Genomic DNA, 15,272 nt, shown 5'->3' with positions numbered 1-15,272 from the left:
AATCCTAACGAAAAGAGGCGCAACAGCTTGGAGAAAGTCAGATTTGGAATTGTCGGTATGGGCGTTATCGGTTTGATCCATGGAAAATCTCTTTTAGACGGAAGTGTCCCGGACGGCATTCTCACGGCCATCAGCAGCCGCAGCGACAGCTGTCTGCCGCGCTGCCGGGAGGCTTTCGGATGCGATCTTCCCTTTTTCACCGACTATCATGAAATGTTCCGTTCCGGACTTATTGACGCGGTTATCATCGCGACACCGCACAAATTCCACCCGGAGCAGGTGATTGCTGCTTTCAAAAACGGCCTGCATGTGATGGTGGAAAAACCCGCCGGTATCGACCCGCAAAGCGTTGAGGAAATGAACCGCGCGGCAGCGCAGTCCGGCAAGGTGTTTGGAATCATGTTTAATATCCGCACAGAACCAGTTTATCAAAAACTGCGCGAGCTGGTACAGGGCGGACAGCTTGGCCGGCTGAAGCGGATCGGCTGGACCATCACCGACTGGTACCGCTGCGACCCGTACTACGCTTCCAGCAGCTGGCGTGCAAGCTGGAAGGGCGAAGGCGGCGGCGTACTGATCAACCAGTGTTCCCACACCCTCGATCTGTGGCAATGGATGTTCGGCGTGCCCGACCGCATCCAGGCCTTTTGCAGTTTCGGCAAATATCATCCAATCGAGACGGAAGACGACGTCACCGCCTATATGGAATACAATTCCGGTGTGACCGGCACACTGATCACCTCAACCGGCGAGCTGCCCGGCACCAACCGGCTGGAAATCGCCGCCGACAACGGAAAACTGGTTTTTGAAGATGGAAAAATCCATCTCTACCAGGCGGAGTGCCCAGAGCCGGAATACCGCAAGCTCGACCGCAAGCCGTACGATCAGAAGGTACCCTGCACAGTCCGCGAAATCCCAGTGGAAGGCACCGCCTCCTGGCGCGCGGGGATACTGGAAAATTTCTCGTCCGCGATCCTGCGCGGCGAACCGCTCATCGCACGCGGCGAAGACGGCCTTGGCAGCCTGCGTATGTCCTGCGCCATGGTCCAGTCGGCCTGGACCGGCAAAATGGTCCATATCCCGGATGATCTTTCCGCCTATGCCGAGCTGCTCCGGCAGCATCAAAAGTAAAAAACAGAAGAAAGCAGCGCGTCCGCACGCGGACGCGCTGCTTTCTTCTGTTTTCACCACGCGGCGACCGTGCCGTCCGCGCGCGGCTCCGCGCCGCCGCAGAGCACGCCGTTTTCCATCCGCCAGATGATTTCACCTTTTCCCATACAATCGTTGTCGTTCAGAATTACAATTTTATGTCCGCGGTCTGCAAGCTCCTGGGCGATATGGGCGGGAACCTCCCGCTCGAGATAAACTGTCTTTCCTTCGATCCACTGCCAGCGCGGGGCATTCAGCGCGTCCTGCGGGTTCATTGCGAAATCAACCGTATTGGCCACCACCTGCACATGCCCCTGCGGCTGCATAAACATGCCCATCACGCCGAACGGCCCCACCGGTTTCCCATCTTTGGAGAGAAATCCCGGGATGATCGTATGGTACGGACGTTTGCCCCCTGCAATGAGGTTGTCATGGCCCGGCTCGAGCGAGAAATTGTTCCCGCGGTTATGCAAGGCGATGCCGGTGCCCGGCACGACCAGGCCTGACCCCCAGCACATATAGTTCGACTGAATGTAGGAAACCATGTTTCCTTCGTTGTCCGCAGCGGCAATGTAGACCGTCCCGCCTGGCTGCGGCCTGCCCGCCTGCGGAAGGATCGCATCGCGGCCGATCAGTTTGCGGCGTTCGGCGGCATATTCTTCGGACAGCAGATCCGAAACCGGTATCGACAAGAGCCTTCCGTCGGTCACGTAGCGCTTCGCATCGACAAACGCAAGCTTCATCGCCTCGAGCTGGAGATGGTAGCTTTCCGCGGTTTCGCGGTGCGCACCAAGATCAAATCCGTTCAAAATGTTAAGCGCCATCAGCGCCGCAATCCCATGTCCATTCGGCGGGAGCTCGTGCACGTCGTAACCGCGGTAGTGGACACTGATCGGTTCGACCCATTCCGGTTTGAAGTCGGTGAAGTCGCGCGGCGCGAACCATCCGCCGCACCGGTCGGAAAAAGCAACGATCTTTTCCATCAGGTCCCCGCGGTAGAAGCTTTCCGCTTTGGTCTTGGCGATCGATTCGAGCGAATCCCCCAGCTCCTTGCAGCGGAAGATTTCCCCCGCTTTCGGCGCGTGTCCGTCGATCGAAAAAGCCTCGAACCAATGGCGGTATTCATCACCTTTGAGATCCTTTTGGTAGCGCGCGTACATCTCCTGCCAATCACGGGCGTTCGCAATTGAAACCGGATGCCCCTCCCGCGCGTAGGAAACGGCGGGCTGCATCACTGTCTCCAGCGGCAGGCGGCCGAAGCGTTCGTTCAGCGCGGCCCATGCGGACGGCGCGCCGGGAACGGTCACCGCGTCAAAACCATATTTGGGCATCTCCTTGTGCCCCTTTGCCCACAGCTTCTCCGCGCTGATCGCACGGGGCGCCGGGCCGCTGGCATTGAGCCCATAGAGCTTTCCCCCGCTCCAGACCTGTGCAAACGCGTCCCCGCCGATGCCCGTGGAGCTGGCCTCCACCACAACCAGCGCCGTTGCGGCGGCAATGGCCGCGTCAATTGCATTGCCGCCGCGGCGCAGCGCTTCCAGCCCCGCCTGTGCGGCGAGCGGCTGGGCGGTGGCAACCATCCCTTTCCCGGCATAAACAACATTGCGCCGGGAAGGATACCGGTAAACCGTTGGATGAAACTGCATGATTTTATCCCCGCTTTCCCCATAATCTGTCCCCAGTATACCACATTTCGTACAGCAGCACTATTGCTTTTGTGATTCGATGCGCCTAAAATAGAAATGGAATTTTAAAAATGGAAATGGAGGATTTCCCAATGAAGAAAATTGGATTTATCGGGCTCGGCGTGATGGGCCAGAGCATGGCCCGCAACCTGATGAAAGCAGGCTTTTCGCTTACCGTCTACAACCGCACGAAATCGAAAGCCGACGGGCTCATTGCCGAAGGAGCCGCCTGGGCGGATACCCCCGGACAGTGTGCAAAGGATCAGGACGCGGTCATCACCATTGTCGGCTATCCAAAGGATGTACACCAGGTTTACTTTAACGAGGATGGCATTCTCGCAAACGCGAAGCCAGGCGCCTATCTGATCGATATGACCACCACCAGCCCCAAGCTGAGCATCGAAATCTATGAAGCCGCCAAAGCGCGCGGCATTTTTGCACTTGACGCACCGGTTTCCGGCGGCGATGTGGGGGCAAAAAACGCGACTCTCGCCATCATGGTTGGCGGTGATCAAGCGGCTTTCGACACCTGCATGCCGATCTTCTCCGCAATGGGGCAGAATATCCGCCATATGGGCGCGGCAGGCGCGGGTCAGCACACCAAGATGGCCAACCAGATCGCCATCGCTGGCGCGGTCGCGGGGGTTTGCGAGGCGCTCGCCTACGCAAAAGCGGCCGGACTCGACCTGCAGGGCGTGCTCGATGCAATCAGCACCGGCGCGGCAGGAAGCTGGCAGATGAGCAACAACGCGCCGCGCATGCTGGCCGGCGACTACGCCCCGGGCTTTTTTATCAAGCATTACATCAAGGACCTTGTCATCGCCAAGGAGGGCGTGGACGGCGTGAGCCTTTCGCTGCCGGTAGCAGAAGTGGTGCTGGGCATGTACCAGCAGCTGCAGGAGGAGGGCTTTGGGGACGACGGTACCCAGGCGCTCATCAAATATTATAAATAAAACGAGAGGCGCGGCCAGCCGCGCCTCTCGTTATTTTAGAGCTTCCTCCCCGGCCTTTTGAAAATGGGCGGACAGATTCTCCTTCATCCGCCGGGCAAACGATGCAGCCTGGACAATCTCCTCCTGCGACATCCCGCAGTACAGGATCTCATGCAGCTCGTCAATCACCGATTCCACCCGGGGCCGCAGCCGGAGCGCTGTTTCGGTCGTATAGATATGGTTGATCCGGCGGTCCGCCGGATCAACTTCCCGGCGTACAAGCCCTTTTCCCTCCAGCTTTTTGACGCCGCGCGCGACCGCGCCCTTGTCAAGCCCGCGGTTCGCCGCAATCTGATCTTGTGTCACGCCGGGGAACTGATACGCCTGCATCAGCACCGGGAGCAGTCCGACCTCAAGGTCAAGCTCCCCAAGGCGGCCGGTAAAAAAACGCTGCCCATACCGGTAGAGGATCGAAAGGTCGCGGTTGATCCGTTCCATCAGGCATCGGCACCCCCCTCCTGCGCTTCCCGCAGCTCCCGCAGGACCCTGATCCCGATCACCACCGAAAGCGCGAAACAGAAAACATCTGAAACCGGCTGCGCCATCTGAATTCCCAGAACACCGGCAACCGGAGGCAGAATCAAAACCGCGGGCACGAAGAAGAGCCCCTGCCGCGAAACTGAAAGCAATGTGGCGCGGCCCGATTGGCCAATCGTCTGGGTCATCATATTGTTGAGAATGACCCAGCTCATCAATGGAAAGGTGATACACTGCAGACGCAGTGCGAGCGCGCCGACCGCAACAACCTGCGCGTCCTCCCCGCGAAACAGCGCAATCACTTGCGGAGCGAAAATGAAACCGGCGGCTGCAATACAGACCAATACGCCGACCGCGGCGCGCATACAGAACCAGAATGCTTCCCGCACCCGGTTATAGTATTTCGCGCCGTAATTGAAGCCGCAAACCGGCTGAAACCCCTGCCCGAAACCAATCAGCGCGGATGACGCAAACATATTGACCCGCGAGACGATCGACATCGCCGCAATGGCCGCGTCCCCATAGGCGCCTGCCGCGTGATTTAAAAAGATTGCCGCCACACTTGCCAGCCCCTGCCGCCAAAGCGACGGCATGCCCCCACGCAGGATTTCAGAGAAAAAGTGCCACTTGAAAGTCACCATTTTCCAATGAATGCGCAGATTTCCGCCGCGCGTGCAGCCGTAAAGCAGGATACAGAAACTCACAAACTGGCTGATGACTGTCGCGAGCGCCGCGCCGCCCACCCCCATGTCAAACACAAAGATAAACAGCGGGTCAAGCGCCACATTCAGAACCCCGCCCGCCGTGATGCCCACCATCGCATTCATTGCGCTGCCTTGGAAACGCAGCTGATTATTGAGTACCAGCGACGCAACCATATACGGCGCGCCAAGCAGGATATATTTCGCATAATCGCGCGCAAGCGGCAGGATGGTTGGGGTCGCGCCAAGCATCGTCACCAGCTGATCCAGAAAAATTTCTCCAAGCAGGGCCATCGCGCCGCCCGCGATGAGCGCGGAAAAAAAGCCGGTCGCCGCCATGCGGGAAGCTTCCTCAAATTCCTGTTCTCCAAGTTTGCGGGAGATATAGTTACCCGAACCCTGCCCGAACAAAAAGCCCAGCGCCTGGATCACCGCCATCAGCGAAAAAACCACGCCAACCGCGCCGGTCGCGGTGGTGCTGATGCGCCCGACAAAAAACGTGTCCGCCATATTATAGATCGAAGTGATCAGCATGCTGATGATTGTGGGTACTGCCAGGGTGCAGACCAATTGGGGGATGGGGGTCTGGGTCATACGCAGAAATTTTTCGTCGGCCGTTTGATCGCTTTGCAAGAAAACCGCTTCCTTTCTCTTTCCTTCCTATTGTACATGGGGACAAATTAGTTGTCAAGTCAACTAATTTGTCCCCAAAAAGCAGCAGTGGCTGCCGTATGCATACGGCGGCCACTGCTGCTGATTTATATGGAGGCGCTCTTAAAGGTAGAGCGGCTGGAGCTGTTTTCCGGAGAGCGATGCCTCGACCGTCTCCCCGATCTTATCAAAATGCGCCACCAGCGAGGTGGGCTTCCCCTGCGGATCGTCCTGCGACATCGGGACGAAATAAACATTCTTTGCATTCATAAGCGTGGCGATGTTGCGTGCCGACGCGCCGAGCGCGTCGTTTGTGGAAACCGCGATCACCAGCGGATTCGCGTTGCGCAGGCTTGCCTTGCAGGCCATGCAGACACAGGTGTCCGTGATACCGTTCGCAAGCTTTCCGAGGGTATTTCCAGTGCACGGCGCGACCACCAGCGCGTCGAGCAGGTTTTTGGGGCCGATCGGCTCGGCCTGTTCGATCGTGCGGATCACTGGGCGGCCGCAGATCTTCTCAATCTTTTCAATCCACTCATCCGCCTTGCCGAAGCGGTTATCGGACACGCAGGAAATCGGGGAAATGATCGGCATTATCTCATAGGTTTTCGCGAGCTTCTCCATCTGGGGCAGCACATGCCCCCAGGTACAGAAGGAACCGGTCAGCGCAAAGCCCAATTTCAGCTTTTCCATCAGAGCACCCCCTGTTCCGCAAGGCAGTTGCCGATCGTTTCAAGGATGATGTCCCCTGCGGATATCGGCGCGCATTTCCCGGGCAGCGAAAGCGCCCAAACGGTCTTGATCCCCAGTTCCCGCGCCGTATCAAATTCAACCCCGCCGGGTTTCGAGGCGAGGTCGATAATGAGCGCGTCCTTGCGCAGTTTCGACAGGATCTCGCGGCCGAGCACACAGGCGGGCACCGTATTGAATACCAGATCCGCCCTGCCGACATGTTCGGCAAGCGAAGCGATATGTATCGCATGGCAGCCCTCGGCTTCGATCCAGGCAAGATCCCCATATTTTCTTGCGGCGACAGTGACCTGCGCGCCCATTGCATTGAGCACGCGCATCAGCGCGCGGGAAATCCGTCCATGGCCGGTGATCAGGCATTTTGAGCCGAACAGCGCGGTCGGCATCTCTTCCATCGCAATAGCAATTGCGCCTTCCGCCGTGATCACCGCATTTTTAACGGCGAGCTCCTCGCGTTTGAGATAGTCGGCCAGGGCCATTTCTTTTTTTGCGGCAAGCTCCTGCATGGCGGGGCTCACTTTTCCGGCAAAAACCGCAGCGCCGGGCCTGATGCAGTCAAAGCATTCTTTTACAAAAACGCGCTTCTGGGAAAATGGCGCGTTAACAGTGGCTTCGTCAGTGGTGAGCGGCAGCGGAAAGATCACCACATCGCACTCCGGAAGCACTTCGGCCGGATCGTCCGGACAGGAAAGCTCCGGCCGAAGGGTCGCATTGTTTTCGAGCAGCAGGGCGTAGACCCGGTTGCCCTGTTCGGCCAGCCGGTTCGCAATGTGCGCCTGGCGCAGATCGCCGCCGACCACCGCTATGGTTTTATATTGAATCATAAAGACAACCCCCATAGGAATTTAATGTATCCGTACATTGTTACATCCTATGAGGGTTTGACATGATGGGTGATTTATTTTCAAAGATTTTGTCAGGTCTCCCGTTCATCGATCACAGTGATCCGGTTTTGTTTTTTCTTATCCACCGTCACATCGATCACCTGCTGCTGCGCCCGCCGCGCCGCAATACGCTCGCGGGCCTGCATCTGCCGTCTCTGGCGCGCAGCCTCCTGTTTTCTGCGTTTTTTTGCGTAATGGCCGCGTATTATCATACGCAGAAGCACCAGCAGCAGTACCAGCGCCAGCAGTCCGGCGCCTGTCCACTTCACGAACGCGGGCAGCTTTGGCGGACCGCTCTTCCCAGGCTGTACCGGCTCACTTGCCGGCGCGGCAGCCGGCCGGGCCTTCACAAAAGTCAGCGGGACCGACGCGACCTGTGGGTCCATGAATGTTTTAACCGATTCCGGCGCCGTAATTTGCAGCATGTTTTCGCCATCCAGCTCCATTTTAAGTGAATCCGCCGAAACCGCGTCCGGAAGCAGGATGGCGAGGTCCTTTCCCAACTGCCAGACGCCATCCTCCGTTTCCCGCGTGGGCAGCTGCTCCTGCGGGATGGTCACCTTTTGGAAATTGTCAAAACCATAGTCAAGCAGCGCGGTCGAATCCTTGAATTCCCCGTCGACCGTACCGGATGGTTTCATCACCACGCAGATGAGGGTCACGCCATCCCGTTCGGCCAGCGTCACCAGTGTTTTGCCCGATTCCTCGCTCCAGCCGGTTTTTCCCGCGAACGCGCCCGGGTAGGTGTCATTCAGGGTGAACATATACTGACGGTTATTGAGTTTCCGGGTTTCCGGCTGTTTGTTGGTGGGAGGGATTTCATAATGCTGGGTTCCGGCCAGCGTCCGGAACTCCGGGTGCGTCATTGCCTCCCGGGTGATGAGCGCCATGTCGTAGGCGCAGGTGTAGTGGTTATTCTCCGGCAGGCCGTTCGGGTTATTGAAATGGGTATTCACCGCGCCGATTTTTTCCGCGCGCAGATTCATTTTTTGAGCGAACGCCTCGAGCGAGCCCGCCAGATGAATCGCGATCCCATTGGCGGCGTCATTGGCCGATTCAACCATCATCGCGTATTCAAGCTGTTCAAAAGTGATCTCCTCGCCCGGCGTGAGCGCGATATGTGTGGTGCTGCGCGGCACCGACCAGACCCCTTCGTCGGTCATCGTGACCACGTCAGCCGGATTTCCTTCCTCCATTGCAATGAGCAGGGTCATGATCTTCGTGATGCTTGCCGGGTGCATCCGGGCGGTCTGCCGCTTTCCGTAAAGCACCTGGCCGGTATCGCAGTCCATCAGGACGGCAGCCTCGGAATAGAGGCTCGGCGGCGACGGCTTCTGAGCCCGCGCGTCCGTCCCCTGCGCGGCAAGGGCCGCGGCCGGGATATTCAAGCATAGAAACGCCGCCGTGAACAGGGCGGTCAACAATTTCCGCATCTTAACGCCTCGCTTTGTCCGGGATAACATACGAAAATTATTTTAACATATCAGCGGGGATTGTTTGTGAAATCCTTGTGAAAATTTTCCGAAGTAAAAAGAAAAATCCTCCGCGCTTACTGCGCGGAGGCGTGTTCATCCGGATGGTTTCCTGACGCATGTCCGACAGCGGCATCTTCCTGCTGCTTGGCCGCCATATGTTCCTGATATGCCGCGAGGATGCTGTCTTCAACCTGCCGGCGCGCGGCGGTCGTGATCGGATGGGCGATGTCACGAAAGACGCCGTTGTCGTCCCGGCGGCTGGGCATCGCCACAAAGAGGCGCTCCGGGCCTTCGATCACCTTGATGTCGTGGACGGCGAGTTCCCCATCGACCGTGATGGAGACCAGTGCGCGCAGGCGGTTGTCCTGATAGGTGCGGCGGATTTTGATATCTGTGATATTCATTGCTGTATTTCCTCCTAAATGTTTGTCAAGGATAGTATTTGGCACGATTGGCAAAGATATACACTGAGGCCGGACCACGGGCTTGAATTTTTCACAGAATCAGCCTATACTACATAGGAATAGGTTATCTGAATTGTTTTGGAGTTGAAAACACCATGTTTGATGGAAAGATCCTCAAAAATGCAAAGCATATCCACTTTATCGGAATCGGCGGGTCCGGCATGTTCCCCATCGTGCAGATCCTGCATGGGCAGGGCTATCACATCACCGGCAGCGACAACAACGAAACCGACACCCTCGCGTTCGAGCGGGACATGGGCATTGAAATTTTCCTTGGCCAGCGCGCGGAAAACATCAAAGGCGCGGATCTCATCGTCTACACCATCGCGATCATGGACGACAACCCCGAACTGATCGCCGCGCGGGAAAGCCGCGTCCCGCTTGTTGAGCGCGCCGAGCTGCTCGGCTACCTCACCAGCCTGTATGAAAACTGCATCTGTGTCTGCGGCACCCACGGCAAAACCACCACCACCGCCATGCTCACCCAGGTGCTTATGCAGTCGGGGCTCGATCCGACCGTTTTTATCGGCGGAAAGCTCCCGCTCATCGGCGGCAGCGGCCGCACGGGAAAATCGGAACACATGGTCTGCGAAGCCTGTGAATTCAAAGATCATTTTCTCCAGCTTTTCCCGGATGTGGCAGTCATTCTGAACGTCGACGCCGACCACCTCGAATACTTCAAAACGCTCGACAACATCATCAAGTCCTTCCACCGGTTCGCCCAAATGGCTACAAAAGCCGTCATCGTGAACGGCGACGACGTAAATTCGATGAAAGCGGTCGAAGGGGTCTGCGGCAAGCCCATCGTCACCTTCGGCTGGGGCGAGAAAAACGACTACCGTCCGGCGGATCTCGTCATGAGCCGCGGCGCGCAGTCCACTTTCACCCTTTATGAGCGCGGCCAAAGCCTTGGAACCTTTACGCTCAACATCCCCGGCCGCCACAATGTCCTGAATGCGGCAGCGGCGGTCGCCGCCGCGCGGATGGCGGGCGCGCCGCTCGAGGAAATCCGCGCGCATCTCGCGGAATTTCACGGCGCGGGGCGGCGCTTCGAAATTCTTGGCCGCCCGCGCGGCGTGACCATCGCGGACGACTACGCGCATCACCCGGCTGAGATCGCCGCCACCCTCAAGGCCGCCAAGGAAATGCCCTTTCAAAAGGTCTGGGCGGTCTTTCAGCCATTCACCTACTCGCGGACCAAAATCCTGATGGACGATTTCGCCAAAGCGCTTTCGATCGCGGACGAAGTGGTCATGAGCGAAATTATGGGCAGCCGCGAGAAGAACACCGAAGGCGTTTACACCAGCCAGCTCGCGGAGAAAATTCCCGGTTCTGTGTGGTTCCCCACCTTCCAGGAGATGGCCGACTACGTGATGGGCCGTGCCGGGGAGGGCGACCTGGTCATCACTCTCGGCTGCGGCGATGTTTACAAATGCGCCAAACTGATGCTTAATAAATGAAAAGAAAACGGGGCAAATGCCCCGTTTTCTTTTATATACAACGGATAAAATTCCCGGAAGCTTAACCATTCCGTAAATTTTTTCATCCATGCCTTGCATCGAAAATATGATTGTGCTACCCTTAAATTGAATCTTGTTTAAAGGAGCCGTTGCCATGAAAAAAATCGCATTCCTGCTTGCCATATTGCTCGCCCTGTCCGGCTGCGGCGCGCCCGCCGCTGAACCGTCTTCCGCTCCAAAGCCTTCAAACGCGCCCGAAGCTTCCTCCTCGGAGCTTTCCGCTTCGGAAATCGCCGCGTCCGAGGCTGCCGAAAAAGCCGCTGCGTCCGAGGCTGCTGCAAAGACCGCTTCCGAAGCCGCTGCCGCCGAGGCTGCCGCAAAGGCCGCTTCCGAAGCCGCTGCCGCCGAGGCCGCCGCAAAGGCCGCTTCCGAAGCCGCTGCCGCCGAGGCCGCCGCAAAAGAAGCCAAATCCCAAAACAAAGCGGTCACCGGTTCAAATTTTTACAGCAAGGTCGAATCGGCCATCATCAAAAAAATCAACAAGGAACGCGTGGACAACGGCCTGGAGGAACTTGAATACAATGAGGATCTGCGTTCGGCGGCGCGAATTCGCAGCCGGGAGCTTTGCAAGGCCCGCAAATTTTCCCACACCCGGCCCAACGGTGACGACTGGTCGACTGTCATCAAAGAGGATGTGCCGATCGATTTCATCACAGCCGGTGAAAACCTCTGCACGACCGAATATAACGACCCGTCTGCCAACTACGCGACGTCCGCGTCCTTCTGGTTCAACGAGTGGAAGGACAGTCCGCCCCACTATGAAAATATCCTGCGCGAGGACTTCACCCATATTGGCGTGGGCGTGTATATCGTGGAGAAGGACGGTTGGACCCGTGCTTATGCCACCACTGAATTTGCGCACCTGCCCAACTGACCTATTGATTAAAAGCGGCCCCGCTCCTATGGAACGGGGCCGCTTTTCATATTTTTTCTGCCGGCGCATCCGGCCAACTGCCGAAACAGCAGAGCGCGCCGGCCATACCGTCATATGTTCCGCGGAACAATTTCAATCCAGTAGCCGTCCGGGTCGCTGATGAAATAGATTCCCATACCGGTATTTTCAAAGCAGATGACATCCATCTCCCGATGTTTTTGGCGGGCCGCTTCAAAGTCGTCCGCCATCAGTGCCAGATGGTACTCGAGATCCCCCAGGTTGTAGGGCTCCTTACGGTCTCGCAGCCAGGTCAGCTCCAGGGTAAATCCGGTCTGTCCGTCGCCCAGGTAGACAATTTTGAACGAACCGTCTGCGGCGTTTTTTTCACGCACCGGTTTGAGGCCAAGCGCTTCCTCATAAAATTTGAGGCTGCGCTCGAGGTCGAGGACGTTGAAATTGAAATGGTTGAAAGTGAGCATTTACATTCTCCTTTTGCTTTCGGAATTGGATATTTATTGAAGCGGATCATGCTTCCTGGCTGCGGATATAGGTGATATACTCCATACAGTAGTCGTCCAATCCAGCCACGACATTCGCGGCTGCAAGCGCATCCCGCATAGCCGGGCTGGCCGGGTCGATAATCGCGCTCGAAAGTCCCGTGAACACCGCCGCCGAAAGGAACGCCGCATTCACCAGCGCCCGGCGTGGCAGGCCGAACGAAACGTTTGAAAGCCCGCAGGTGGTTTTCACATCGGGATAGTGTTCCCGCACATGGCGGACAGCGCCGATCGTATTGCGCGCGCTTTCGCTGCCTGTCGCAAGTGTCTCAACCAACACGTCGACATAGATCTTTTCATCCGCAAAGCCGGCCTCCCGCAGTTTTTTCACCAGAAGGTCGATCTTACCACATTTGTCTTCAAGCGAATGCGGCATGCCGTCCGCATCGATTGGAAGCCCTACGACCGCCGCCCCGCTTTCCCTGGCAAGCGCGGTCACCCAGCCGAACCGTTCGTCAATTGTTGCTGAATTAAGGATCAGTTCCCGTCCGGCGGCGGCTTCAACCGCTCTGGACATAACCGCTTCATCAGTCGTGTCAATCATAATTCCACAGTCGCAGTGCGACTTGATCAGCCCGATCACCCAGAGCATCCGATCAAGCGCGTCCTCCCCGCAGATCGCGGTGTTCACATCGAGAAACCGGGCGCCCGCGTCCGCCTGACGGCGGATCAGCGCCACAATCGAAGCTTCATCCCGCGCGTTCATCGCTTCACAGGCCGCAGGGATCGAGCTATTGAGTTTTTCTCCGATTAAAATCATCTTCCTGTTTCCCCCATTTTTTTGATTTCCCGCATCAGGCCGCGCACGATTGCCACCCTGCGCAGCGGCGTCATAATATAAAAACCGTCGGCTTCGTCATAAATCTGCCGCGCGATCCCCGCGCTGTAGGCTATCGAGATCTCCGCCGCCTCTTCAGGGGTTTTGTCTCTGAGACGTTCCACCACGTCGGGCGGTATCTCGATACCGGAGACCTCATTTGCCAGAAAGACCGCGTTGCGGTAACCCGCGACCGGCAATATCCCCGCAAACAGCTTGCATCCCAACGCCGCGCGCGCCGCGCGGAAATTTTCAACCGCCTCCCGGCTGAAGATCGGCTGGGAAAAGAGCATCTTCGCCCCCAGCGCCACCTTGCGCTGGGCACGCGCGAGCTCCGCTGGGAAATTCACCGCGTTGACATTGAGCGCCCCCGCGACCAGGAACGGATTCTCGGTGAATAGTTCATCATTGAGGCTCTCAATGAAGGAAATGAGGTCATACGAATTAAAACTGAACACCCCGTCCGGCTTTCGCCCGCCTGTCTGGATTGGCGGGTCCCCGGTGAGCGCCAGTATTCTGGAAATCCCTTCGGACGCCGCGCCGAGCAGGCTTGCCTTAAGCGCGTTCTGGTTGCGGTCGCGGCAGGTGATGTGCGGCAGCACCTCAATCCCGGCTTCGCGGCGGATCCGCGCCGCCATCATGACGCTGTCCGCGCGCGGACGCGAAAGCGGCGAATCCGCAATCGTGATCATGTCCGCGCCATCCGCTTTGAGCGACGCCGACGCGGAAAGCAGAAACGAACAGTCATAATCGAGGGGCGGGTCAAGCTCAACGGCGATCACCTTGTCGGTTCGCGCGAGGAAGTCGGTATTTTTCCGCCGTGTTTCCGAGATGCCGTGTTGTCCGGACGGCTGTACCGTTTTTTCCCGGCGTTCGGCCCTCCGGACCCTTTCGGACGCAAGCGCGATATGCCGCGGCGTGGAGCCGCAGCAGCCGCCCAGAATATCCGCACCCGTCTCATAGAGCTCCGCCAGCTTCTGAGCGAAATAGTCCGCATTGTCCTCAAAGACCACCCGTCCGTTTATCGCGGAAGGATATCCGGCGTTTGGCATTGCGATAAACGGCTTGGGGAACCCCCCAAGCGACCCGGCCAGTTTCAGCATATGGCTGGGACCGCAGACGCAGTTGAGGCCCGCCGCATCGATCCCCCCATTTTCCCAGGCCTCGCCCAGCAGCGTGCGGTAATGCAGGCCGCGCCGGGTATAGCCGTCCGGCGAAACGGCAAATGAAACAAACACCGACGCATCCGGCGCGGCCTTTTTGATTTTCTCCACCGCCGGAACGATCAAAGCGTATTCCGCGAGCGTTTCAAATAGAAAATCCTTCGCGCCAAGCGAAAGAAACCACCCGGAAATCTGTTCATAATCGGCGGCGGCGGTTTCGAGCTCACTCCCCCCGATATCCGCGAACACCCGCGCGCCATAGGGTTTTGCGGCGGCACAGGCATTTTCCCATCCCGCTTTGATCACTGCATAAAGACGTTCCGGGTCCGCTTCCAGCGACGGATTGGCAGCGAAGGTATTGGTTTTGATAGCGTTGGAACCGGCTTCGAGGTACTCCCGATGAATTTTCCGCACCGTCTGCGCATCGGTACGGTTTGCAAGCTCGCACGGACGTTCGTCCCCGGTGAGGCGCAGATAGTAGGTTCCGAACGCGCCGTCAAAAAACAGCGGTCCTGCCGGCACACGATCCCCTCCCCTCAAGCATTTTCGTTTTATGATACCGCAAGCGCGAAGCGTACGGTGGGATAATTGGCCATCGGATAATATGATAGAATAGCCGCTCTGCGGCTATTCTATCATATTATTTATGAAACTTCCAGTGCGGCTGGAACATTTCGCTTGACATTTACTACATGATGTAGTAATATTTAATCACTACAAGCCGTAGTATAAAAACAGCGAGGTGAGATCATGCAAAAACTTTCCGATTCCGAGCTTGCAATCATGCAGCATATTTGGCGTGGGGCCCGCCCTGTCACCGCAGGCGGGCTGGTCGGCGCCTTCTGCGAAAGCCGCGGCTGGAAGATTCAAACGGTCAACACCTTCCTCACCCGGCTGACGGAAAAAGGGTTCCTGACTGTACGCAAGCAGGGGCACCAGAATTTATACAGCGTGACGGTCAGCGAGGCCCAATACCGTGCCGCTGAAACCCGCAGTTTCCTCGACGAAATCCACGGCGGTTCGGTGCAGAGCCTGATGGCCGCGCTTTACCAGTCCGATGGCCTCACAGCGGACGACGTCGCGGAACTCAAGCGCTGGCTCAGCGAGAGGTGA

The 15,272-nt window shown here is 57.6% G+C and carries 15 protein-coding genes; 5 read left to right on the top strand and 10 right to left on the bottom strand.

Going from position 1 to position 15,272, the window contains the following annotated elements:
• Window positions 1–27: 27 nt before the first annotated feature.
• A complete protein-coding gene (locus tag BN4275_RS11505) occupies window positions 28–1,131 on the top strand; it encodes a Gfo/Idh/MocA family protein (protein ID WP_066458318.1) in 1,104 nt (367 codons plus the stop codon).
• A 53-nt stretch (window positions 1,132–1,184) separates the two neighbouring features.
• Here the strand turns inward: BN4275_RS11505 and BN4275_RS11500 are convergent, their stop codons facing one another.
• Window positions 1,185–2,795 (bottom strand): gamma-glutamyltransferase family protein, encoded by a 1,611-nt coding sequence (locus BN4275_RS11500; protein ID WP_066458317.1) that lies wholly within the window; start codon window positions 2,793–2,795, stop codon window positions 1,185–1,187.
• A gap of 116 nt (window positions 2,796–2,911) precedes the next feature.
• Between BN4275_RS11500 and BN4275_RS11495 the strand changes: the two genes are divergently transcribed.
• Window positions 2,912–3,787 carry an NAD(P)-dependent oxidoreductase gene (locus tag BN4275_RS11495; protein WP_079988361.1) on the top strand — a complete coding sequence of 292 codons (876 nt, stop codon included), beginning with the start codon at window positions 2,912–2,914 and terminating at the stop codon, window positions 3,785–3,787.
• A 30-nt stretch (window positions 3,788–3,817) separates the two neighbouring features.
• Here the strand turns inward: BN4275_RS11495 and BN4275_RS11490 are convergent, their stop codons facing one another.
• From BN4275_RS11490 to spoVG, 6 genes are all read right to left on the bottom strand, one after another.
• Entirely contained in the window at window positions 3,818–4,264 is a 447-nt protein-coding gene (locus BN4275_RS11490; protein ID WP_066458312.1) for a MarR family winged helix-turn-helix transcriptional regulator, read from the bottom strand.
• Window positions 4,264–5,637: an MATE family efflux transporter gene (locus BN4275_RS11485; RefSeq protein ID WP_242863644.1), complete on the bottom strand. Its 1,374-nt coding sequence runs from the start codon at window positions 5,635–5,637 to the stop codon at window positions 4,264–4,266. The genes BN4275_RS11490 and BN4275_RS11485 overlap by 1 nt, the downstream gene beginning before the upstream one ends.
• 141 nt (window positions 5,638–5,778) lie before the next feature.
• A complete protein-coding gene (locus BN4275_RS11480; protein ID WP_066458310.1) occupies window positions 5,779–6,348 on the bottom strand; it encodes a dipicolinate synthase subunit B in 570 nt (189 codons plus the stop codon).
• Window positions 6,348–7,229, bottom strand: coding sequence for a dipicolinate synthase subunit DpsA (gene dpsA, locus BN4275_RS11475; protein WP_066458307.1), 882 nt, complete (start codon window positions 7,227–7,229; stop codon window positions 6,348–6,350). Before dpsA ends, BN4275_RS11480 begins: the two co-directional genes overlap by 1 nt.
• 92 nt (window positions 7,230–7,321) lie before the next feature.
• Window positions 7,322–8,722: a D-alanyl-D-alanine carboxypeptidase family protein gene (locus tag BN4275_RS11470; RefSeq protein WP_066458304.1), complete on the bottom strand. Its 1,401-nt coding sequence runs from the start codon at window positions 8,720–8,722 to the stop codon at window positions 7,322–7,324.
• Between the two features lie 116 nt (window positions 8,723–8,838).
• Window positions 8,839–9,168, bottom strand: coding sequence for a septation regulator SpoVG (spoVG, locus tag BN4275_RS11465; RefSeq protein WP_066458301.1), 330 nt, complete (start codon window positions 9,166–9,168; stop codon window positions 8,839–8,841).
• 155 nt (window positions 9,169–9,323) lie between these two features.
• On the opposite strand from spoVG, the gene murC reads away from it, so the two are divergent.
• Both murC and BN4275_RS11455 read left to right on the top strand, forming a co-directional pair.
• The gene (gene murC, locus BN4275_RS11460; RefSeq protein ID WP_066458299.1) at window positions 9,324–10,688 is read left to right on the top strand and encodes a UDP-N-acetylmuramate--L-alanine ligase; all 1,365 of its coding nucleotides are present in this window, start codon (window positions 9,324–9,326) and stop codon (window positions 10,686–10,688) included.
• Between the two features lie 154 nt (window positions 10,689–10,842).
• Complete coding sequence (locus tag BN4275_RS11455) at window positions 10,843–11,622, top strand: CAP domain-containing protein (protein WP_066458297.1); 780 nt, start codon at window positions 10,843–10,845, stop codon at window positions 11,620–11,622.
• A 110-nt stretch (window positions 11,623–11,732) separates the two neighbouring features.
• On the opposite strand, the gene BN4275_RS11450 is transcribed toward BN4275_RS11455, so the two are convergent.
• From BN4275_RS11450 to BN4275_RS11440, 3 genes are read right to left on the bottom strand one after another with little or no spacing between them, the layout of a single operon-like run.
• A complete protein-coding gene (locus tag BN4275_RS11450; protein WP_066458295.1) occupies window positions 11,733–12,101 on the bottom strand; it encodes a VOC family protein in 369 nt (122 codons plus the stop codon).
• Between the two features lie 46 nt (window positions 12,102–12,147).
• Window positions 12,148–12,939, bottom strand: coding sequence for a dihydropteroate synthase (locus tag BN4275_RS11445; protein WP_066458292.1), 792 nt, complete (start codon window positions 12,937–12,939; stop codon window positions 12,148–12,150).
• Window positions 12,936–14,681, bottom strand: a complete 1,746-nt coding sequence (locus tag BN4275_RS11440; protein WP_161940200.1) for a bifunctional homocysteine S-methyltransferase/methylenetetrahydrofolate reductase — start codon at window positions 14,679–14,681, stop codon at window positions 12,936–12,938. Before BN4275_RS11440 ends, BN4275_RS11445 begins: the two co-directional genes overlap by 4 nt.
• Before the next feature lie 228 nt (window positions 14,682–14,909).
• Between BN4275_RS11440 and BN4275_RS11435 the strand changes: the two genes are divergently transcribed.
• Window positions 14,910–15,272: a BlaI/MecI/CopY family transcriptional regulator gene (locus BN4275_RS11435; protein ID WP_066458288.1), complete on the top strand. Its 363-nt coding sequence runs from the start codon at window positions 14,910–14,912 to the stop codon at window positions 15,270–15,272.

Source organism: Anaerotruncus rubiinfantis (assembly GCF_900078395.1).
Lineage (GTDB): Bacteria > Bacillota > Clostridia > Oscillospirales > Ruminococcaceae > Anaerotruncus > Anaerotruncus rubiinfantis.
The sequence above is the reverse complement of the archived record's forward strand: the minus strand, read 5'-3'. Positions and strand labels throughout refer to the sequence as shown.

Bases quoted from the DNA above. Each gene is read 5' to 3' on its own strand.
- BN4275_RS11490 (WP_066458312.1), bottom strand. From the start codon at position 4,264: ATGGAACGGATCAACCGCGACCTTTCGATCCTCTACCGGTATGGGCAG.
- BN4275_RS11435 (WP_066458288.1), top strand. From the start codon at position 14,910: ATGCAAAAACTTTCCGATTCCGAGCTTGCAATCATGCAGCATATTTGG.
- BN4275_RS11455 (WP_066458297.1), top strand. From the start codon at position 10,843: ATGAAAAAAATCGCATTCCTGCTTGCCATATTGCTCGCCCTGTCCGGC.
- BN4275_RS11495 (WP_079988361.1), top strand. From the start codon at position 2,912: ATGGAGGATTTCCCAATGAAGAAAATTGGATTTATCGGGCTCGGCGTG.
- dpsA (WP_066458307.1), bottom strand. From the start codon at position 7,229: ATGATTCAATATAAAACCATAGCGGTGGTCGGCGGCGATCTGCGCCAG.
- BN4275_RS11445 (WP_066458292.1), bottom strand. From the start codon at position 12,939: ATGATTTTAATCGGAGAAAAACTCAATAGCTCGATCCCTGCGGCCTGT.
- BN4275_RS11470 (WP_066458304.1), bottom strand. From the start codon at position 8,722: ATGCGGAAATTGTTGACCGCCCTGTTCACGGCGGCGTTTCTATGCTTG.
- BN4275_RS11480 (WP_066458310.1), bottom strand. From the start codon at position 6,348: ATGGAAAAGCTGAAATTGGGCTTTGCGCTGACCGGTTCCTTCTGTACC.
- BN4275_RS11500 (WP_066458317.1), bottom strand. From the start codon at position 2,795: ATGCAGTTTCATCCAACGGTTTACCGGTATCCTTCCCGGCGCAATGTT.
- murC (WP_066458299.1), top strand. From the start codon at position 9,324: ATGTTTGATGGAAAGATCCTCAAAAATGCAAAGCATATCCACTTTATC.
- BN4275_RS11450 (WP_066458295.1), bottom strand. From the start codon at position 12,101: ATGCTCACTTTCAACCATTTCAATTTCAACGTCCTCGACCTCGAGCGC.
- spoVG (WP_066458301.1), bottom strand. From the start codon at position 9,168: ATGAATATCACAGATATCAAAATCCGCCGCACCTATCAGGACAACCGC.